Here is a 16,145-nt window from a genome sequence, read left to right on the forward strand (position 1 = left end):
CGGCGGGCGCACGCGGCACCGCCGCCGGCGCTACAGGATCGACCTGAGCGCCGTGGCGGGGGTCGGGAAGGCGAACGGGAAGCCCGCTTCCAGGAGGCGGGCCGGGCGCACCCGTTGGCCGGCCAGCACCTCGTCCGCCGCCCCGCCCAGGGCGACCCGGAGCGCCGGCGCCGGGACCGGGAGCAGCGCCGGCCGCCCCAGCACCCGCGACATCGCCGCCGTCATCTCCCGGTTGGTCACCGGCGACGGCGCCGTCAGGTTCACCGGCCCGGACACCGACTCCGTGTCGATGAGGAACCGCAGCGCCGCCACCTCGTCGTGCAGCGCGATGAAGGACATGTACTGGCGCCCGTCGCCGAGCCGCCCCCCGAGCCCCGCCCGGAACAGCGGGATCAGCTTCGCCCAGGCGCCGCCCTCGCGGGCCATCACCAGTCCCGTACGGGCGAACACCGTCCGGATGCCGGCCTCCTCGGCGGGGGCGGCCGCCTCCTCCCACGCCACGCACACCGAGGGCAGGAAGCCGTCGCCGGGCGGCGCCGACTCGTCGACCCAGCGGTCGCCCGTGTCGCCGTAGTAGCCGATCGCCGACCCGCTGACCAGGACCTTCGGCGGGGTGTCCAGGGAGGTCAGCGCCTCGGCGAGCGCCGCCGTGCCGAGCACCCGGCTGTCCCGGATCTCCTTCCGGTAGGCCGCGGTCCAGCGCCGCCCGGCCACCGCCGCCCCCGCCAGGTGCACCACCGCCTCGCAGCCGGCCAGGCCCGCCGCGTCCACGTACTGGCGTACGGGGTCCCACTCCACCTCGTCCGGCCCGTCAGGTGTGCGCCGTACCAGACGCAGCACCTCGTGCCCGTCCGCCCGCAGCGAGCGCACCAGTGCCGCACCGATCAGACCCGTCGAACCCGTCACCGCGATCTTCATGGAGCCATCCTCGCCCCCCGGGCCGCCGTGGCACAGTGGGCGCATGTCCGAGTCGCACCCCCGGTCCCGCGTGTCACCCCCGCCCCACATACGGTTCGCCCGGCCCGACGACGGCGAGACCCTCGGCGAGCTGACCCGGGCCGCCTGGTCGCCGCTGCACGCCGTACAGCCGCGCCCGACGGAGCCGTACGCGCCGTTCTTCGACGCGCGGCACGAGCCCGCGCACTACCTCGTCGCCGAACTGGACGGCGAGGTGGCCGGATTCCTGCGCCTGGTCGCGGCCACCCCGCTCGACTGCAACCGGCACGTCCGCCAGATCCAGGGGCTCGAAGTCGCCGAGGCCGCTCGCGGCCGGGGCGTCGCACGGGCCCTGCTGCACGCGGCGTACGACGCGGCCCGCGGCCAGGGCGCCACCCGCATCACCCTGCGCGTGCTGGGACACAACGTCCCGGCCCGCGCGCTGTACGAGGCCGAGGGCTTCGCCGTGGAGGGCGTGCTGCCCGGCGAGTTCCTCATCGAGGGCCGCTACGTGGACGACGTGCTCATGGGGCGGACCCTGCTCGACGACTGACCACCCGGCACCGCACCGAACCCCGAAAGCAGGGCAGCACCGTGTCCCGTCCCGCCCCCTCCGCCCAGGCCTCGGCCGACGCCGCACGGACCGCCCTGCGCGGGCTCGGCGCACTGCGCGACGACCTCGCCGCGCTCTACCGCGATCTGCACGCCCACCCGGAGCTGTCCTTCGCCGAGCACCGCACGGCCGCCGAAGTGGCGCGCAGGGCGGGGGAGTTCGGGTACGAGGTGACGACCGGGGTGGGGCGCACCGGGGTGGTCGCCGCGCTGCGCAACGGGCCGGGACCGACCGTGCTGCTGCGCGCCGACTTCGACGCCCTGCCGGTCACCGAGCGCACCGGCCTCGACTACGCCTCCACCACCGAGGGCGTCATGCACGCCTGCGGACACGACATGCACGTCAGCTGTCTCCTCGGCGCGCTCAAGCTGCTCGCGGACGCGCGCGAGACGTGGCACGGCACCGTCCTCGGCGTCTTCCAGCCCGCCGAGGAGCTGGGGCAGGGTGCCCAGGCCATGATCGACGACGGGCTCTACGAGCGGTTCGGCACTCCGGACGTGGTGCTCGGCCAGCACGTGGGGCCGTTCCCGGCCGGCACGGTCGGCGCCCACGCGGGCCCGGCCTTCGCCGCGAGCGACTCCCTGAAGGTCGTCCTGCACGGCAAGGGGGCGCACGGTTCGCGGCCCGAGACGTCCGTCGACCCGGTGGTGATGGCGGCCTCCACGGTGCTGCGGCTCCAGACGATCGTCTCGCGCGAGATCCCGGGCGGCGAGACGGCCGTCGTCACGGTGGGCGCGCTGAACGCCGGGACCAAGGACAACATCATCCCGGACGAGGCGGAGCTGAAGCTCAACATCCGTACGTACAGCGAGGACGTGCGCACCCGGGTGCTGACCGCCGTCGAGCGGATCGTCCGGGGCGAGGCGGCCGTGGCGGGGGCCGGGCGCGAGCCCGACATCACCGAGACCGGCTCCTTCCCGGTGCTGGTCAACGACGCCGGCGCGGTGGCCCGCACGATGGCCGCGGTCGGCGAGGTGCTCGGCGCGGACCGGGTGATGGACCCGGGTCCGGTGACCGGCAGCGAGGACGTCGGGCTGTTCGGCACGCACGGCGAAGTCCCGGTCTGCTACTGGCTGTTCGGCGGAGCGGACCCCGCCGTGTTCGGCGCCGCGCTCGCCGCCGGCACCCTCGACAGGGACATCCCCTCCAACCATTCGCCGTTCTTCGCCCCGCTGGTCGAACCCACCCTGACCACCGGTGTCACGGCGCTCACCACGGCCGCACTGGCCTGGCTCGACCTGCGCTGACGGGCCGGGCCGTATCGGCCTGACGGATCGGGCCGCATCGGCCTGACGGATGGGGCCGGGTCAGCGGCCCAACAGGCGTGTCCCGCCGGTCAGTTCACGCAGACAGCGCACCGCGAGTTCGGCGGGGGAGCCCGGGCCCGAGGCCGGGGCGTCGGTGGTGGCCCAGGCCTCCAGGGCCACCCGGATCGCGGCGGTGGCCGCGGCCGCCGCAAGGCGTACCTCCAGGGCGTCCGCCCCCGGCCCCGCGAGGCGGGCGAGCACCGGACGCAGCCGGTCCTCGGAGTCCTGGTTCACCCGGTACCAGACGGCGCGCAGGGCCGCGTCGTCCTCGGCCGCGCGCAGCAGCCCCCTGGTCCACCTCAGCTGTTCGGCGGCGGCCGCGTCGGGCGCCGCGAGTGCCTCGCGCACGGCGGCCTCCAGCGTCCTGGCGAGGGGGCCGGGCTCGGCGGCCTCCAGCAGGGCCCGCCAGCGGTCCGCGCCGCCGGAGAGCAGCGGACCCACCGCGTCCTGCTTGGAGCGGAAGTAGCGGTAGAAGGTGCGCAGCGCCACTCCGGCGTGCCGGGCGATGGCCTCGGCGGTGGTGCCGTCGGGCCCGTGCTCGGCGAACAGGGCGGCCGCGGCGCGGGCGATGTCGAGCTGGGTGGCGGCCTTGCGGCGCTCGGTGAGCGAGGCCTTGGGCGGGGGACCGGAGGAGGGAACGTGCTGGGTCACCGCGCCAGCCTACGCCCGGGACCAGGCACTGTGCATGGATTGACGTCATGGCAAAACGTGCCATCAAGGCGTACGGTGGACGTCGCGTCGGCCGGGGAGTCTCCCGGCCGCGGAACCGACACCGAGAAAGCTAGACCGCGATGAGCCCGAACACCGTCACCGCCCGCTACGAAGGACGCCGCGCCCTGGTCACCGGCGGCGGCTCCGGCATCGGCCAGGCCACCGTGCTGCGCCTGCTCGCCGAGGGCGGCCACGTGGTCGCGGCCGATGTGAGCGCGGCCGGCCTGAAGGACACCGCGGACAGGGCGGGCGCGGGCATCGGCCGGCTCACCACCCTCGTCGTCGACATAGCCGACGAGGCGTCGGTGCGCGAGGGCGTCGCCGCCGCGGTCTCGGCGCTCGGCGGCCTGGACGTGCTGGTGAACGCGGCCGGCATCCTGCGCTCCTCGCACACCCACGAGACGAGCCTCGCCGAGTTCAACCAGGTCGTCGCGGTCAACCTGACCGGCACCTTCCTGATGATCCGCGAGGCGATCCCGGCGCTGCTCGAAGGCAACGGCGCCGCCGTCGTCAACTTCAGCTCCACCTCGGCGATGTTCGCCCACCCCTACATGGCGGCGTACGCGGCCAGCAAGGGCGGCATCCAGTCCATGACGCACGCGCTCGCCGCCGAGTACGCCAAGCGGGGCATCCGGTTCACCGCCGTCCAGCCCGGCTCGATCTCCTCCGGCATGACCGACGGCAGCGGTGCCTCCCGCTCCAGCGTGGGCCCCGGCCTGCCGGCCGACGCCGACCTGTCGCTCTTCACGAAGCTCGCCCCGGCCATCGGCCAGGGCTTCGCGGGCCCCGAGACGGTGGCGTCGGTGGTCGCGATGCTGGCGAGCGACGACGGCCGCTTCATCACCGGCACCGAGGTCCGCATCGACGGCGGCACGCACTTCTGAGCGTCTGCCGCCGGGCTCAGCCGGTGCCGAAGCGCTCCCACAGGCGCGGGTAGCGGGCCGCGAGCGCCGCGTCGTCCTCCAGGTCGAGCGGCGTTCCCTCCGGCTCGTCCGACGGGGACGCGATGCCGAGGTCCGGCGCCTCCACGCCGGTGAGCTGCTCGTACGCCTCGTCCGCCGCGTAGCCCAGCTCCTCGCCGTCGCCGTCGACCTCCTCGTCGAACGCGCCGAGGAGGTCGGCGAGCGCGTCCGGGTCGTGCAGCGCGCCCTCGAAGACTTCGCGTCCCTGACCGATGAGCCAGCAGCGGAAATAGTCGAAGGCGTCGTCGCTCGCCCCGTCGAGCAGCACCGCGGCCGCGCCCCACAGGTCCCAGCGGTAGGCCCGGTTGTAGCGCGCCTCGAAGTGCCGGGCGAAGTCGAGCACGGCGTCGGGATCGAGCTGGAGCAGCCGGTCCACGAGCAGCTCGGCCTGTTCCTCGGGGTCGCCGTCGGCGGCCTCGCGGGAACGGTCCACGATCTGCCAGAACTCCGTCTCGTCCATCACGGAACCAGCATCGTGGGTGGGGGAGGGCGGCGCACGCGGAGTCGCGCCATTCGTCCGGTTGCCACCGCGTCCCACCCCTGGCACATCTGTCGCACCGCCGTCGGCCGTTACTCGTCGAGCGGGCGCAGCGGCATCGCCGCCGTCTCCCAGCGCGAGTCGAACCACGTCTGCGCCTGCCGCAGCTCCGCCCGCTCCAGGGGCCGGGCGCCGTTGCCCTCCACGGTGGCCGGGAACAGGGTGTCGCTGTGCAGTTCCAGGACCTCTATCGACGCCGCGTCCACCAGGATGCGGGTCCTGCGCAGGACGTAGTAGCCGGTCAGCATCTGCGTGCCGTTGACGAGGTAGCGCTTCTCGCCCGGCACCGTCGGCAGCCCCCGGATCTCCACGGACACCGAGCCCACGGCGCCCTCCTCGGCCAGCTGGGTGAGCGAGTGGTGCAGGGCCTCCGCGTACATCCGGATGACCCGGCGCAGCCGCCTGAGCGGACGCGGGTCCTGGGGGTCGTCGACGTTGCGCGGGTAGGGGTGGGCGGTGTCCGGATCCGGTACGAGGACCCGGACCCGGATCGAGCGCGGGGCCGCGCGGTCACCCAGCCGGATGAGCTCGGCCTGCTGCTGGACGGCGCGCGACAGTTCCTCGGTGTGCAGCGACCACACGTCGAGCGAGACGTGGGGGGCGTCGAAGGCGCGCGAGACGTAATGGACCAATGGCCGCCCGATGGCAGCCTGGCGCGCCACCCGGGCGCCCCGGCCCGGTACGCCCTCCTCCAGGAGCTGCTCGTCCCGCAGTAGCTGGAGGGCCTTCTGCACGGTGCCGCGGCCGCAGCGGAAACGGCGCATGAGCTGCTCCTGCTTGGGCAGCCCCTCGCCGGGCGCCGGCACCCCGTTCTGGATGTCCCGGCGCAGCGTGTCGGCGACCGATCGGTAGCGGGGGGTCTCCCCGGCGTCGTCCCGGTCGGCCCCGGTGGTGTGGGTCGTCACCCACCGAGGCTACAACTCGCGGTCAGGACAGGACAGATGCATGCAACGAACGGTCAACTCAGGCTGTTGACCGGTTGGTTGTACGTGTTGGCCGATCAACTACCCATTGGTAGAAGCGTGTTGCCCAATATGCAGGCGGTTGACCTTAGATGGCAGCCATTCAGTCCGGGTAGGAGGAGGGAACACAATCGCCTGCCCAGGAGCGGGACGTCGCCCGTCCGGGCGGTCCGCGGCGGCGACTACCGGAGGAGGTGTTCCATGGGACTGGAGACGCGCGTGCAGATCGTCCTCGAACTGCTGTCGAACGCGGGTGTGGTGTCCCTGCTCGGCCCGTCCGGCCTGCTGGTGCTCGCCCTGGGGGTGCTGCTCACCAAGGGCGGCGGCGCGGAGCGCACGCCGACCCCGGCCGTTCCGGCCGCGCCGCGCACCCGGCTCGTGTGCGTGGTGGCCGTACTCCTGGTGCTCATGCTGCTCGCCGCCCGCTGAGCGGGACCGCGGACCGGCTCGGTTCGGCTCAGCGGGCCGGGCTCAGTTCGGGTCCATGGGGCGGGCTCAGTTCGGGTCCATGGGCCGGGCTCAGTTCGGGTCCATGGGGCGGGCGATGGTGTTCCACAGCGAGTCGAACCACTGCTGGGTCTGCTCCACGTAACCGCGGGTGACCTGGTCGTCGTCCACCACGGCGTGCCGGAAGAGCATGCCCTCGACGCCGAGCATGTCGTAGATCTCGATGGGGTTCCGGTCGAGGTCCACCGTGCGCTCGGTCACCTGGTAGTGGCCGGCCAGCACCTCGCGGCCGTTGAGGATGTAGACCTTCTGCGTCGGGGTGATCGACACCTTGCGCGCCTCGACCGTCACGTCCGGGACCAGATCGCGCACCTTGAGCATCCGCAGCGAGTGGCGCAGCGAGCCGTAGATGTGGTTGCTGGTGATGCGCAGGCGCTCGCGCGGCCGGACGTTCCCCAGGTCACCGATCACCTGGGGCAGGGCCAGCGGGGCCTCGGCGTCGGGCAGCAGGATGCGCACCGCCACCCGGCGCGGCCCCGCGCCCGCCGCTTGCACGGCGACCAACGGGCCCGCCAGCGCCGATGCCAGCGTCTCGCCATTGAGGCAGTACGCGTCGATGGTCACCTCGTCCTGGCGGAAGCAGTGCGCCACCCGCTCGCCCAGGAAGACCCCGGCGGGGCGGGGGGACTGGCGGCGCGGCTCCGACGTCTCGCGCGGGCCGGCCGGGACCGGGAGCGGCGTGGGGCGGGCCACCGTCGGCGGGGTGCCCTGCTGGGCCCGCCTGATCAGGCCTTCCCGTTCGAGCAGCTCGACGGCGCCACGGACCGCGCCGCGCGGCACCGAGAACCGCTCGCTGAGCTGGGCCTGGGTCGGCAGGTGCTCGCCGACCCGCAGCTCGCCGCCGCGGATGAGGGCACGCAGGCCGTCGGCGACCACATCCCGCGGACGGCGCTGTCCATCGGTCGAAGCGCTGATTCCAGGCACCCCGCCAGCGTACAACGGCCTGCCAATGACGGCGAGTTGTCTGCGGCGAACTGCCAGTATCCGCCAATGGGCCGTCTCAGCCGTAGAGTTGGCGCAACCCGCGCGCCGCCCCGGCGAACCGCTCCCGCAGTTCCGGGGGCGCCAGAACCTCCAACTCCGGCCCGAGCGACAGGAGTTGCGCGTAGGCGACGTCCTGCGACTCGACCGGTACGGTCACGGTGAGCCGGCCTTCGGCGTCCGGCTCGCCGGCCCGCTCCAGGGCCTCGCGCACGGGGCCCCGGTCGCCGGTGACGTGCGGGAGGCGGGCGGCGCCTGCCCGGGAGACCCGTACGACCACGGTCTCGGTGAGCACCGCCCGGGCGAACTCCTCGGCCCGCTCCGCCCAGAACCGCGGCAGGTCGAACGCCTCGTCCCGTACGAAGCGGTCCTCGCCGGAGGCGACGGCGGTGATCCGGTCGAGCCGGTACACCCGGAACGCGCTCTCGCCGCCCTCGGCCCTGTCCTCGTCCCCGCTGCCGGGCTCGCCCGTGGCCCGTGCGCACAGGTACCAGACGCCCGCCTTCAGGACCAGGCCGTACGGTTCCAGGTCCCGCTCCACGGTGGCGCGGCCCGGGCGGCGGTAGCCGACCCGTACCCGCCGGTCGTCCCACACCGCCTCGGCCACGGAGGGCAGCAGCTCGGGGGTCTCGGGCTCCTGCCACCAGCCGGGGGCGTCCAGGTGGAAGCGCCGGGCGGCGGAGGAGGGGGCGTCCTTGAGGGAGGGGAGCAGGGCCGCCGACACCTTCAGGCGGGCGGCGGAGGCGGCGTCTTCCAGGCCCATGCCGCGCAGCGCGCCCGGCACCCCGGACAGGAACAGGGCCTCGGCCTCGGAGCGGGCGAGCCCCGTCAGACGCGTCCGGTACCCGCCGACCAGCCGGTAGCCGCCGGCCCGGCCCCGGTCCGCGTACACCGGAACCCCGGCCTCGGCCAGGGCCTGGGCGTCCCGGGTGACGGTCCGCTCGGACACCTCCAGCTCCCGGGCCAGCTCGGGGGCGGTGAGGGTGGGGTGTGCCTGAAGGAGCAGCACCATCTTGATCAGCCGGGCGGCGCGCATGAACCCATGATGCGCCCTGGGCCGGTAGCGCAGTTCCCCGCGCCCCTGTGGGGTGGTCTCTGTGGGGGTTTGCGTGCGGGCCGTGCTGGGCTGGTCGCGCAGTTCCTCGCGCCCCTGAGGGGGTTGGCGTGCGTCGGCCGGGTGCTGGATCGGCCACACACTGCTCACAGGCGAGCAGACCTCATGGTGCGAGACCAGCCACGAACAGCCGACAGGCGACGGCGGGTTTTAGGGGCGCGGGGAACTGCGCGAGGAGCGACCGCGGCCCGCGGGCGACGGCGGGTTTGAGGGGCGCGGGGAACTGCGCGACAAGCCACGAACGGCCTGCGGGCGAAAGGGGGTTTGGGGGCGCGGGGAACGGCGCGACCAGCCACCGGCGGCCCGCGGGCGAAAGTGGGGCTCAGGGGCGCGGGCAACCCGCGAGGGGATGTGGGGGTGCCCCGCGCCGGCAGGCCGGGCGGGGCACTGGGGAGGGGGTGGGCTACAGGCCGTAGCGGACGCGGGCTTCCTTCACCGAGGTGACCGGAACCTCACCCCGCCGGGCAAGCTGAGCCAGCGCCGCCACCACGATCGACTGCGCGTCGACACCGAAGTGACGACGGGCCGCCTCACGCGTGTCCGAGAGGCCGAACCCGTCCGCCCCGAGCGAGGACCAGTCCTGCTCGACCCACTGCGCGATCTGGTCGGGCACCTGACGCATGTAGTCGGAGACCGCGAGGACGGGAGAGTCCACGCCCTCGAGTGCCTTGCGGATGAAGGGCGTCCGCTCCTCCCCGCGCAGCAGGGCGGCGTCCGCCTCCAGCGCGTCGCGGCGCAGCTCGGTCCAGGAGGTCGCGGACCACACGTCGGCCGCCACGCCCCACTCCTCGGCGAGCAGCTTCTGCGCCTCCAGGGCCCAGTGGATCGCCGTGCCGGAACCCAGGAGCTGGATGCGCGAGGCGTTCGCCGGGACGGTCACGCCGGCCGACTCCGCCGTGTTGAAGCGGTACAGGCCCTTGACGATGCCCTCGTCGATGCCCGCGGGCTTCGCCGGCTGCGGCATCGGCTCGTTGTAGACGGTGAGGTAGTAGAAGACGTCCCGGTCCTCACCGGGGGCCGCCTCGCCGTACATCCGGCGCAGACCGTCCTTGACGATGGCCGCGACCTCGTAGGCGAAGGCCGGGTCGTAGGACAGGGCCGCCGGGTTGGTCGCCGCGATGACCGGGGAGTGGCCGTCGGCGTGCTGGAGGCCCTCACCCGTCAGGGTCGTACGGCCGGCGGTGGCGCCCACCAGGAAGCCGCGGCCCAGCTGGTCGCCGAGCTGCCACATCTGGTCGGCCGTGCGCTGCCAGCCGAACATCGAGTAGAAGATGTAGAACGGGATCATCGGCTCGCCGTGCGTGGCGTACGCGGACGACGCGGCGATGAAGTCGGCCATGGAGCCGGCCTCGGTGATGCCCTCGTTGAGGATCTGGCCGTCCTTGGCCTCGCGGTAGTACATGAGCTGGTCGCGGTCGACCGGCTCGTACGTCTGGCCCTTGGGCGAGTAGATGCCCAGCGAGGGGAACAGCGACTCCATGCCGAAGGTGCGGGCCTCGTCCGGGACGATCGGGACCCAGCGCTTGCCGGTCGTCTTGTCGCGGATCAGGTCCTTCATCAGCCGCACGAACGCCATGGTGGTGGCCATGGACTGGCTGCCGGAGCCCTTGTCGAAGGCCGCGAACGACTTGTCGGCCGGGGCCGGCAGCGGGGCGAGGGCGTGGCTGCGGCGGGCCGGGGCCGGGCCGCCGAGCGCCGCGCGGCGCTCCTGGAGGTAGCGGACCTCGGGGGAGTCGGCGCCGGGGTGGCCGTAGGGGACCTGGCCGTCGACGAACTGGGCGTCGGATATGGGCAGTTCAAGAAGGTCGCGCATGTTCTTGAACTCGTCGTTGGTGAGCTTCTTCATCTGGTGGTTCGCGTTCTTGGACGCGAAGCCCTCACCCAGGGTGAAGCCCTTGACGGTCTGCGCCAGGATGACGGTCGGCGCACCCTTGTGGGACAGGGCGGCCTTGTAGGCGGCGTACACCTTGCGCGGCTCGTGGCCACCGCGCGAGAGGTGGAAGCACTCCAGGATCTTGTCGTCCGAGAGCAGCTTCGCCATCTCGACGAGCGCCGGGTCCTTGCCGAAGAAGTCCTCGCGGATGTAGGCCGCGTCGCGCGTCTGGTACGTCTGCACCTGGGCGTCGGGGACCTCGCGCAGGCGGCGGACGAGGGCGCCGGTGGTGTCGAGCTGGAACAGCTCGTCCCAGGCGCCGCCCCACAGCGACTTCACGACGTTCCAGCCGGCGCCGCGGAACTGGGCCTCCAGCTCCTGCACGATCTTGAAGTTGGCGCGGACCGGGCCGTCGAGGCGCTGCAGGTTGCAGTTGATGACGAAGGTCAGGTTGTCCAGACCCTCGCGGGCGGCGAGCGCGAGGGCCGCCGTCGACTCGGGCTCGTCCATCTCGCCGTCACCGAGGAACGCCCACACGTGGGAGTTCGAGACGTCCTTGATGTTCCGGTTGGTGAGGTACCGGTTGAAGCGCGCCTGGTAGATCGCGGAGAGCGGGCCCAGACCCATCGAGACGGTCGGGAACTCCCACAGCCAGGGCAGCCGGCGCGGGTGCGGGTAGGAGGGCAGGCCGTCGCCCGCGGACTCCTGGCGGAACTTGTCGAGGTGCGCCTCGGTGAGGCGGCCGTCGAGGAAGGCGCGGGCGTAGATGCCGGGCGAGGCGTGGCCCTGGATGTAGAGCTGGTCGCCCGATCCGTCGCCCTCCTTGCCGCGGAAGAAGTGGTTGAAGCCGGTCTCGTACAGCCAGGCCGCGGACGCGAAGGTCGCGATGTGGCCGCCGACGCCGTACTTCGAGCCCCGGGTCACCATGGCCGCCGCGTTCCAGCGGTTCCACGCGGTGATCCGGCGCTCCATCTCCTCGTCGCCGTCGATGGCGGGCTCGGAGGAGGAGGGGATGGTGTTGACGTAGTCCGTCTCCAGCAGCTTGGGCAGGGCGAGGCCCGCGCCTTCGGCATGCTGAAGCGTGCGGCGCATCAGATACGCGGCCCTGTGCGGGCCGGCGGCCTTGGCGACGGCATCGAGGGAGGCCGCCCATTCGGCGGTCTCCTCGGTGTCACGGTCCGGGAGCTGGTCGAGCTCGCTCGGAAACTTGGCTACGGGGTCGATCATGATCGCCGCCTTCCGGACAGGAGGGGGGTGGAGAAAAAGGGGCCTTTGTCTGGCAGGACGGGGCCTTGGACCGGTGAGTCCGCCGTTGACTGTAAGCCGACGATCGATGATCGATCAAAGCGTTGAGCCAAAAACTTCTTCGAATCGGGAAAGTCGGCACAGGGTGCCGCCAAAAAGGGCACCGGGTGCCTTGCTTTCGCAGGCGCTCCGGCCGCCGCCGCGCAGGTCAGGCGCTACGCGGCGCACATCCGAGCACATGTGCCTTCACCAGTGCGCCGATGGCCGGATCGCGCCGCCGGAACGCGGCCACCAGATCCTCGTGCTCCTCCGCGTACGACTTCTGCACGGTGCCGAGCCAGCGGATGGACAGGGCCGTGAAGACCTCGATGCCGAGGCCCTCCCAGGTGTGCAGCAGCACGCTGTTGTCGGCCGCCCGCACCAGTTCGCGGTGGAAGCCGACCGTGTGCCGCACCTGGGCGGTGCCGTCCGCCGCCCGGTCCGCCTCGTACAGGGCCGCCACGTGCGGCTCCAGGGCCGAGCAGTCCTCGGCGAGGCGCTCCGCCGCCAGCTCGGCCGCGATCTGCTCCAGGCCGGCCCGCACCGGGTAGCTCTCCTCCAGGTCCGCCGCGCTCAGATTGCGCACCCGTACGCCCTTGTTGGGCGCCGACTCGATCAGGCGCAGGCTCTCCAGTTCCCGCAGCGCCTCGCGCACGGGCGTCTGGCTGACCTGGAGCTCCACCGCGATGCGCCGCTCCACGATCCGCTCACCGGGCTTCCAGCGCCCGCTGACGATCCCCTCCACGATGTGCTCGCGGATCTGCTCGCGCAGCGAGTGGACGACGGGCACGGTCATGAGGGCTCCTCCAAGGGGGCGGTGACCACCAAACAATACGGCCGCGCCCCCGTCCGGATGGGTCCGAACGGGGGCGCGGCCGCTGGTGAGACGAGTCTTACAGCCGTCCCGGGGTGCCTGGGGCAGCCTTACAGGCCGAGCTCGACCTCGAACTCGCCGGCCTCCAGGATCGCCTTGACGGTCGTCAGGTAGCGGGCGGCGTCGGCGCCGTCCACCAGACGGTGGTCGTAGGAGAGCGCCAGGTACGTCATGTCGCGGACGCCGATGACGGTGCCCTCGGCGGTCTCGATGACCGCCGGACGCTTGACGGTGGCGCCGATGCCCAGGATGGCGACCTGGTTCGGCGGCACGATGACCGTGTCGAACAGCGCACCGCGCGAGCCGGTGTTGCTGATGGTGAAGGTCGCACCGGACAGCTCGTCCGGAGTGATCTTGTTGCCGCGGACCTTGCCGGCCAGCTCGGCCGTGGCCTTGGAGATGCCGGCCAGGTTGAGGTCGCCCGCACCCTTGATGACCGGGGTCATCAGGCCCTTCTCGGAGTCCACGGCGATGCCGATGTTCTCCGAGTCGAAGTACGTGATGGTGCCCTCGTCCTCGTTGATCCGGGCGTTGACGACCGGGTGGGCCTTCAGCGCCTGGGCCGCCGCCTTCACGAAGAACGGCATCGGGGACAGCTTGACGCCCTCACGCGCGGCGAAGGCGTCCTTCGCCGCGTTGCGCAGCTTCATCAGCTTCGTGATGTCGACCTCGACGACCGTGGTCAGCTGGGCCTGCGAGTGCAGCGCCTTCATCATGTTGTCGCCGATGACCTTGCGCATGCGGGTCATCTTGACCGTCTGACCGCGCAGCGGGGACGCCTCGACGGACGGGGCGGCCTTCTTCGCGGCGGGGGCGGCGGCCGGGGCGGGAGCCTTGGCGGCCTCCGCGGCGGCGATGACGTCCTGCTTGCGGATGCGACCGCCGACGCCGGTGCCCTTGACCGCACCCAGGTCCACACCGGACTCGGAGGCGAGCTTGCGGACCAGCGGTGTGACGTACGCGCCGTCGTCACCGGAGGTGGCGGCGGGAGCGGGCGCCTGAGCGGCCGGGGCCGGAGCGGGGGCGGCCGGAGCCGGAGCCGGAGCCGGTGCGGCCGGGGCCTGCGGGGCCGGAGCCGCGGGGGCCGGAGCCGGAGCCGGGGCAGCCGCCGGAGCGGGCGCCGGGGCGGCCGGAGCCGGTGCGGGGGCGGCCTCCTGGGCCGGGGCGGCCGGAGCCGGGGCGGCGGCGGGAGCCGCGCCCGGGGCACCGATGACGGCGAGCTTGGCGCCGACCTCGGCGGTCTCGTCCTCGCCGACCACGATCTCCAGGAGCACCCCGGCGACCGGCGCGGGGATCTCGGTGTCGACCTTGTCGGTGGAGACCTCGAGCAGCGGCTCGTCCTCGGCCACCTCCTCGCCGACCTCCTTGAGCCAGCGGGTGACGGTGCCCTCGGTCACGCTCTCGCCGAGCGCGGGCAGGACGACGTCGGTGCCCTCGGCGGAGCCACCGCCGGAGGCGGCCTCGGCCGTGGGGGCCGGGGCGGGGGCGGCGGCCTCGGTGGAGGGCTGGGCCTGCGGGGCCGGGGCGGCCTCCTGCGCCGGGGCCTCCTGAGCGGGGGCCTCCTGCGCCGGGGCGGACTCGGCGGCCGGGGCGCCGGAGCCGTCGTCGATGATGGCGAGTTCGGCACCGACCTCGACGGTCTCGTCCTCGGCCACCTTGATGGAGGCCAGGATGCCGGAGGCGGGGGCGGGGATCTCGGTGTCGACCTTGTCGGTCGAGACCTCGAGCAGCGGCTCGTCGGCCTCGACGCGCTCGCCCTCGGCCTTGAGCCAGCGGGTGACGGTGCCCTCGGTGACGCTCTCGCCGAGCGCCGGAAGGGTTACGGAAACCGACATGGTTTCGGTTGCTCCTTACGAAATTGCGGGAAGTGGTCGTCGCGCCCGAGGGGCTGCTAGTCGTGGGAGTGCAGCGGCTTGCCGGCCAGCGCCAGGTGAGCCTCGCCGAGCGCCTCGTTCTGCGTCGGGTGCGCGTGGATGAGCTGCGCGACCTCGGCCGGCAGCGCCTCCCAGTTGTAGATCAGCTGAGCTTCGCCGACCTGCTCGCCCATACGGTCACCGACCATGTGGACGCCGACCACGGCGCCGTCCTTGACCTGGACGAGCTTGATCTCGCCCGCGGTCTTGAGGATCTTGCTCTTGCCGTTGCCCGCGAGGTTGTACTTCAGAGCGACGACCTTGTCCGCACCGTAGATCTCCTTGGCCTTGGCCTCGGTGATGCCCACGGAGGCGACCTCGGGGTGGCAGTACGTCACCCGGGGCACGCCGTCGTAGTCGATCGGGACGGTCTTGAGACCGGCCAGACGCTCCGCCACCAGGATGCCCTCGGCGAAGCCGACGTGCGCGAGCTGGAGCGTCGGGACGAGGTCACCGACGGCGGAGATGGTGGGCACGTTGGTGCGCATGTACTCGTCGACCAGGACGTAACCGCGGTCCATCGCGACGCCCTGCTCCTCGTAGCCGAGGCCCTGGGAGACCGGGCCGCGGCCGATGGCGACGAGGAGGACCTCGGCCTCGAACTCCTTGCCGTCGGCCAGGGTGACCTTCACGCCGTTGGCGGTGTACTCCGCCTTCTGGAAGAAGGTGCCCAGGTTGAACTTGATGCCGCGCTTGCGGAACGCGCGCTCCAGGATCTTGGAGCTGTTCTCGTCCTCGACCGGCACGAGGTGCTTGAGACCCTCGATGACGGTGACGTCGGTGCCGAAGGACTTCCACGCCGAGGCGAACTCGACGCCGATGACGCCGCCGCCCAGGATGATCGCGGACTGCGGGACGCGGTCCAGGGTCAGCGCGTGGTCGGACGAGATGATCCGGTTGCCGTCGATCTCCAGACCGGGCAGCGACTTCGGCACGGAGCCGGTCGCCAGGAGGACGTGCCGGCCCTGGACGCGCTGGCCGTTGACGTCCACCGAGGTCGGGGAGGACAGCCGTCCCTCACCCTCGATGTAGGTCACCTTGCGGGAGGCGACCAGGCCCTGCAGACCCTTGTACAGGCCCGAGATGACCTCGTCCTTGTACGCGTGGACCGCGTTGATGTCGATGCCCTCGAAGGTGGCCTTGACACCGAACTGGCCGGCCTCACGTGCCTGGTCGGCGATCTCGCCGGCGTGCAGCAGGGCCTTCGTGGGGATGCAGCCGTTGTGCAGGCAGGTGCCGCCGAGCTTGCTCTTCTCGATGAGTGCGACGTCCAGGCCCAGCTGCGCTCCGCGCAGGGCCGCGGCGTAGCCGCCACTGCCACCGCCGAGGATCACTAGGTCGAAAACGGTGCTGGCGTCGTTCGCCACGTCACGTCCTCCATGCATGTGCGCCGGGCGCGGTCGTCGATGACCGGCGGCGGCTGGTGTTCGGCCGCTTGTCTTCGGCCCTGTGGTGGGGGCCCTGTCCTGCCGAGAACCCATCTTCGCACTTGTTGACGGAAGGCGGGACGCGGGGCCGGTGTCTGAGACGGCCGGTCGCCGGGCTGGGCGCCGCTCAGACGTGGCTCCGC

14 protein-coding genes are annotated in these 16,145 nt (G+C 72.6%); 4 read left to right on the forward strand and 10 right to left on the reverse strand.

Going from position 1 to position 16,145, the window contains the following annotated elements; all coding sequences use genetic code 11:
- Nucleotides 1-30: 30 nt before the first annotated feature.
- Nucleotides 31-918, reverse strand: coding sequence for a TIGR01777 family oxidoreductase (locus tag ACGF3I_RS17725; protein WP_393132956.1), 888 nt, complete (start codon nt 916-918; stop codon nt 31-33).
- A gap of 43 nt (nt 919-961) precedes the next feature.
- Here ACGF3I_RS17725 and ACGF3I_RS17730 point away from each other — a divergent pair, with 43 nt between their 5' ends.
- Together ACGF3I_RS17730 and ACGF3I_RS17735 are read left to right on the forward strand one after the other, a co-directional pair.
- Nucleotides 962-1,489: a GNAT family N-acetyltransferase gene (locus ACGF3I_RS17730; protein ID WP_393132958.1), complete on the forward strand. Its 528-nt coding sequence runs from the start codon at nt 962-964 to the stop codon at nt 1,487-1,489.
- 41 nt (nt 1,490-1,530) lie between these two features.
- Nucleotides 1,531-2,796, forward strand: coding sequence for an amidohydrolase (locus ACGF3I_RS17735; protein ID WP_393132960.1), 1,266 nt, complete (start codon nt 1,531-1,533; stop codon nt 2,794-2,796).
- 60 nt (nt 2,797-2,856) lie between these two features.
- On the opposite strand, the gene ACGF3I_RS17740 is transcribed toward ACGF3I_RS17735, so the two are convergent.
- Nucleotides 2,857-3,507, reverse strand: a complete 651-nt coding sequence (locus tag ACGF3I_RS17740) for a TetR/AcrR family transcriptional regulator (RefSeq protein ID WP_393132962.1) — start codon at nt 3,505-3,507, stop codon at nt 2,857-2,859.
- Nucleotides 3,508-3,647: 140 nt separating this feature from the next.
- On the opposite strand from ACGF3I_RS17740, the gene ACGF3I_RS17745 reads away from it, so the two are divergent.
- Entirely contained in the window at nt 3,648-4,451 is an 804-nt protein-coding gene (locus tag ACGF3I_RS17745; RefSeq protein WP_393132964.1) for an SDR family NAD(P)-dependent oxidoreductase, read from the forward strand.
- A 16-nt stretch (nt 4,452-4,467) separates the two neighbouring features.
- On the opposite strand, the gene ACGF3I_RS17750 is transcribed toward ACGF3I_RS17745, so the two are convergent.
- Nucleotides 4,468-4,989 carry a DUF4240 domain-containing protein gene (locus ACGF3I_RS17750; RefSeq protein ID WP_393133186.1) on the reverse strand — a complete coding sequence of 174 codons (522 nt, stop codon included), beginning with the start codon at nt 4,987-4,989 and terminating at the stop codon, nt 4,468-4,470.
- Between the two features lie 110 nt (nt 4,990-5,099).
- Complete coding sequence (locus tag ACGF3I_RS17755) at nt 5,100-5,972, reverse strand: winged helix-turn-helix domain-containing protein (RefSeq protein ID WP_393132966.1); 873 nt, start codon at nt 5,970-5,972, stop codon at nt 5,100-5,102.
- A 258-nt stretch (nt 5,973-6,230) separates the two neighbouring features.
- Between ACGF3I_RS17755 and ACGF3I_RS17760 the strand changes: the two genes are divergently transcribed.
- The gene (locus ACGF3I_RS17760; protein ID WP_393132968.1) at nt 6,231-6,458 is read left to right on the forward strand and encodes a hypothetical protein; all 228 of its coding nucleotides are present in this window, start codon (nt 6,231-6,233) and stop codon (nt 6,456-6,458) included.
- A 90-nt stretch (nt 6,459-6,548) separates the two neighbouring features.
- Here ACGF3I_RS17760 and ACGF3I_RS17765 read toward each other — a convergent pair whose 3' ends face one another.
- From ACGF3I_RS17765 to lpdA, 6 genes are all read right to left on the reverse strand, one after another.
- The gene (locus ACGF3I_RS17765; RefSeq protein ID WP_393132970.1) at nt 6,549-7,460 is read right to left on the reverse strand and encodes a winged helix-turn-helix domain-containing protein; all 912 of its coding nucleotides are present in this window, start codon (nt 7,458-7,460) and stop codon (nt 6,549-6,551) included.
- A 76-nt stretch (nt 7,461-7,536) separates the two neighbouring features.
- Entirely contained in the window at nt 7,537-8,553 is a 1,017-nt protein-coding gene (locus ACGF3I_RS17770) for a helix-turn-helix transcriptional regulator (RefSeq protein WP_393132971.1), read from the reverse strand.
- Nucleotides 8,554-9,034: 481 nt separating this feature from the next.
- Nucleotides 9,035-11,731 (reverse strand): pyruvate dehydrogenase (acetyl-transferring), homodimeric type, encoded by a 2,697-nt coding sequence (aceE, locus tag ACGF3I_RS17775; RefSeq protein ID WP_393132973.1) that lies wholly within the window; start codon nt 11,729-11,731, stop codon nt 9,035-9,037.
- A gap of 226 nt (nt 11,732-11,957) precedes the next feature.
- Entirely contained in the window at nt 11,958-12,584 is a 627-nt protein-coding gene (locus ACGF3I_RS17780) for a GntR family transcriptional regulator (RefSeq protein ID WP_393132975.1), read from the reverse strand.
- A gap of 128 nt (nt 12,585-12,712) precedes the next feature.
- Complete coding sequence (gene sucB, locus ACGF3I_RS17785) at nt 12,713-14,497, reverse strand: 2-oxoglutarate dehydrogenase, E2 component, dihydrolipoamide succinyltransferase (RefSeq protein ID WP_393132977.1); 1,785 nt, start codon at nt 14,495-14,497, stop codon at nt 12,713-12,715.
- 56 nt (nt 14,498-14,553) lie between these two features.
- Nucleotides 14,554-15,942, reverse strand: coding sequence for a dihydrolipoyl dehydrogenase (gene lpdA, locus ACGF3I_RS17790; protein ID WP_393132979.1), 1,389 nt, complete (start codon nt 15,940-15,942; stop codon nt 14,554-14,556).
- Between the last annotated feature and the right edge of the window lie 203 nt (nt 15,943-16,145).

The sequence above is a fragment of the Streptomyces sp. NPDC048111 genome (assembly GCF_043202815.1).
Taxonomy (GTDB): Bacteria; Actinomycetota; Actinomycetes; order Streptomycetales; family Streptomycetaceae; genus Streptomyces.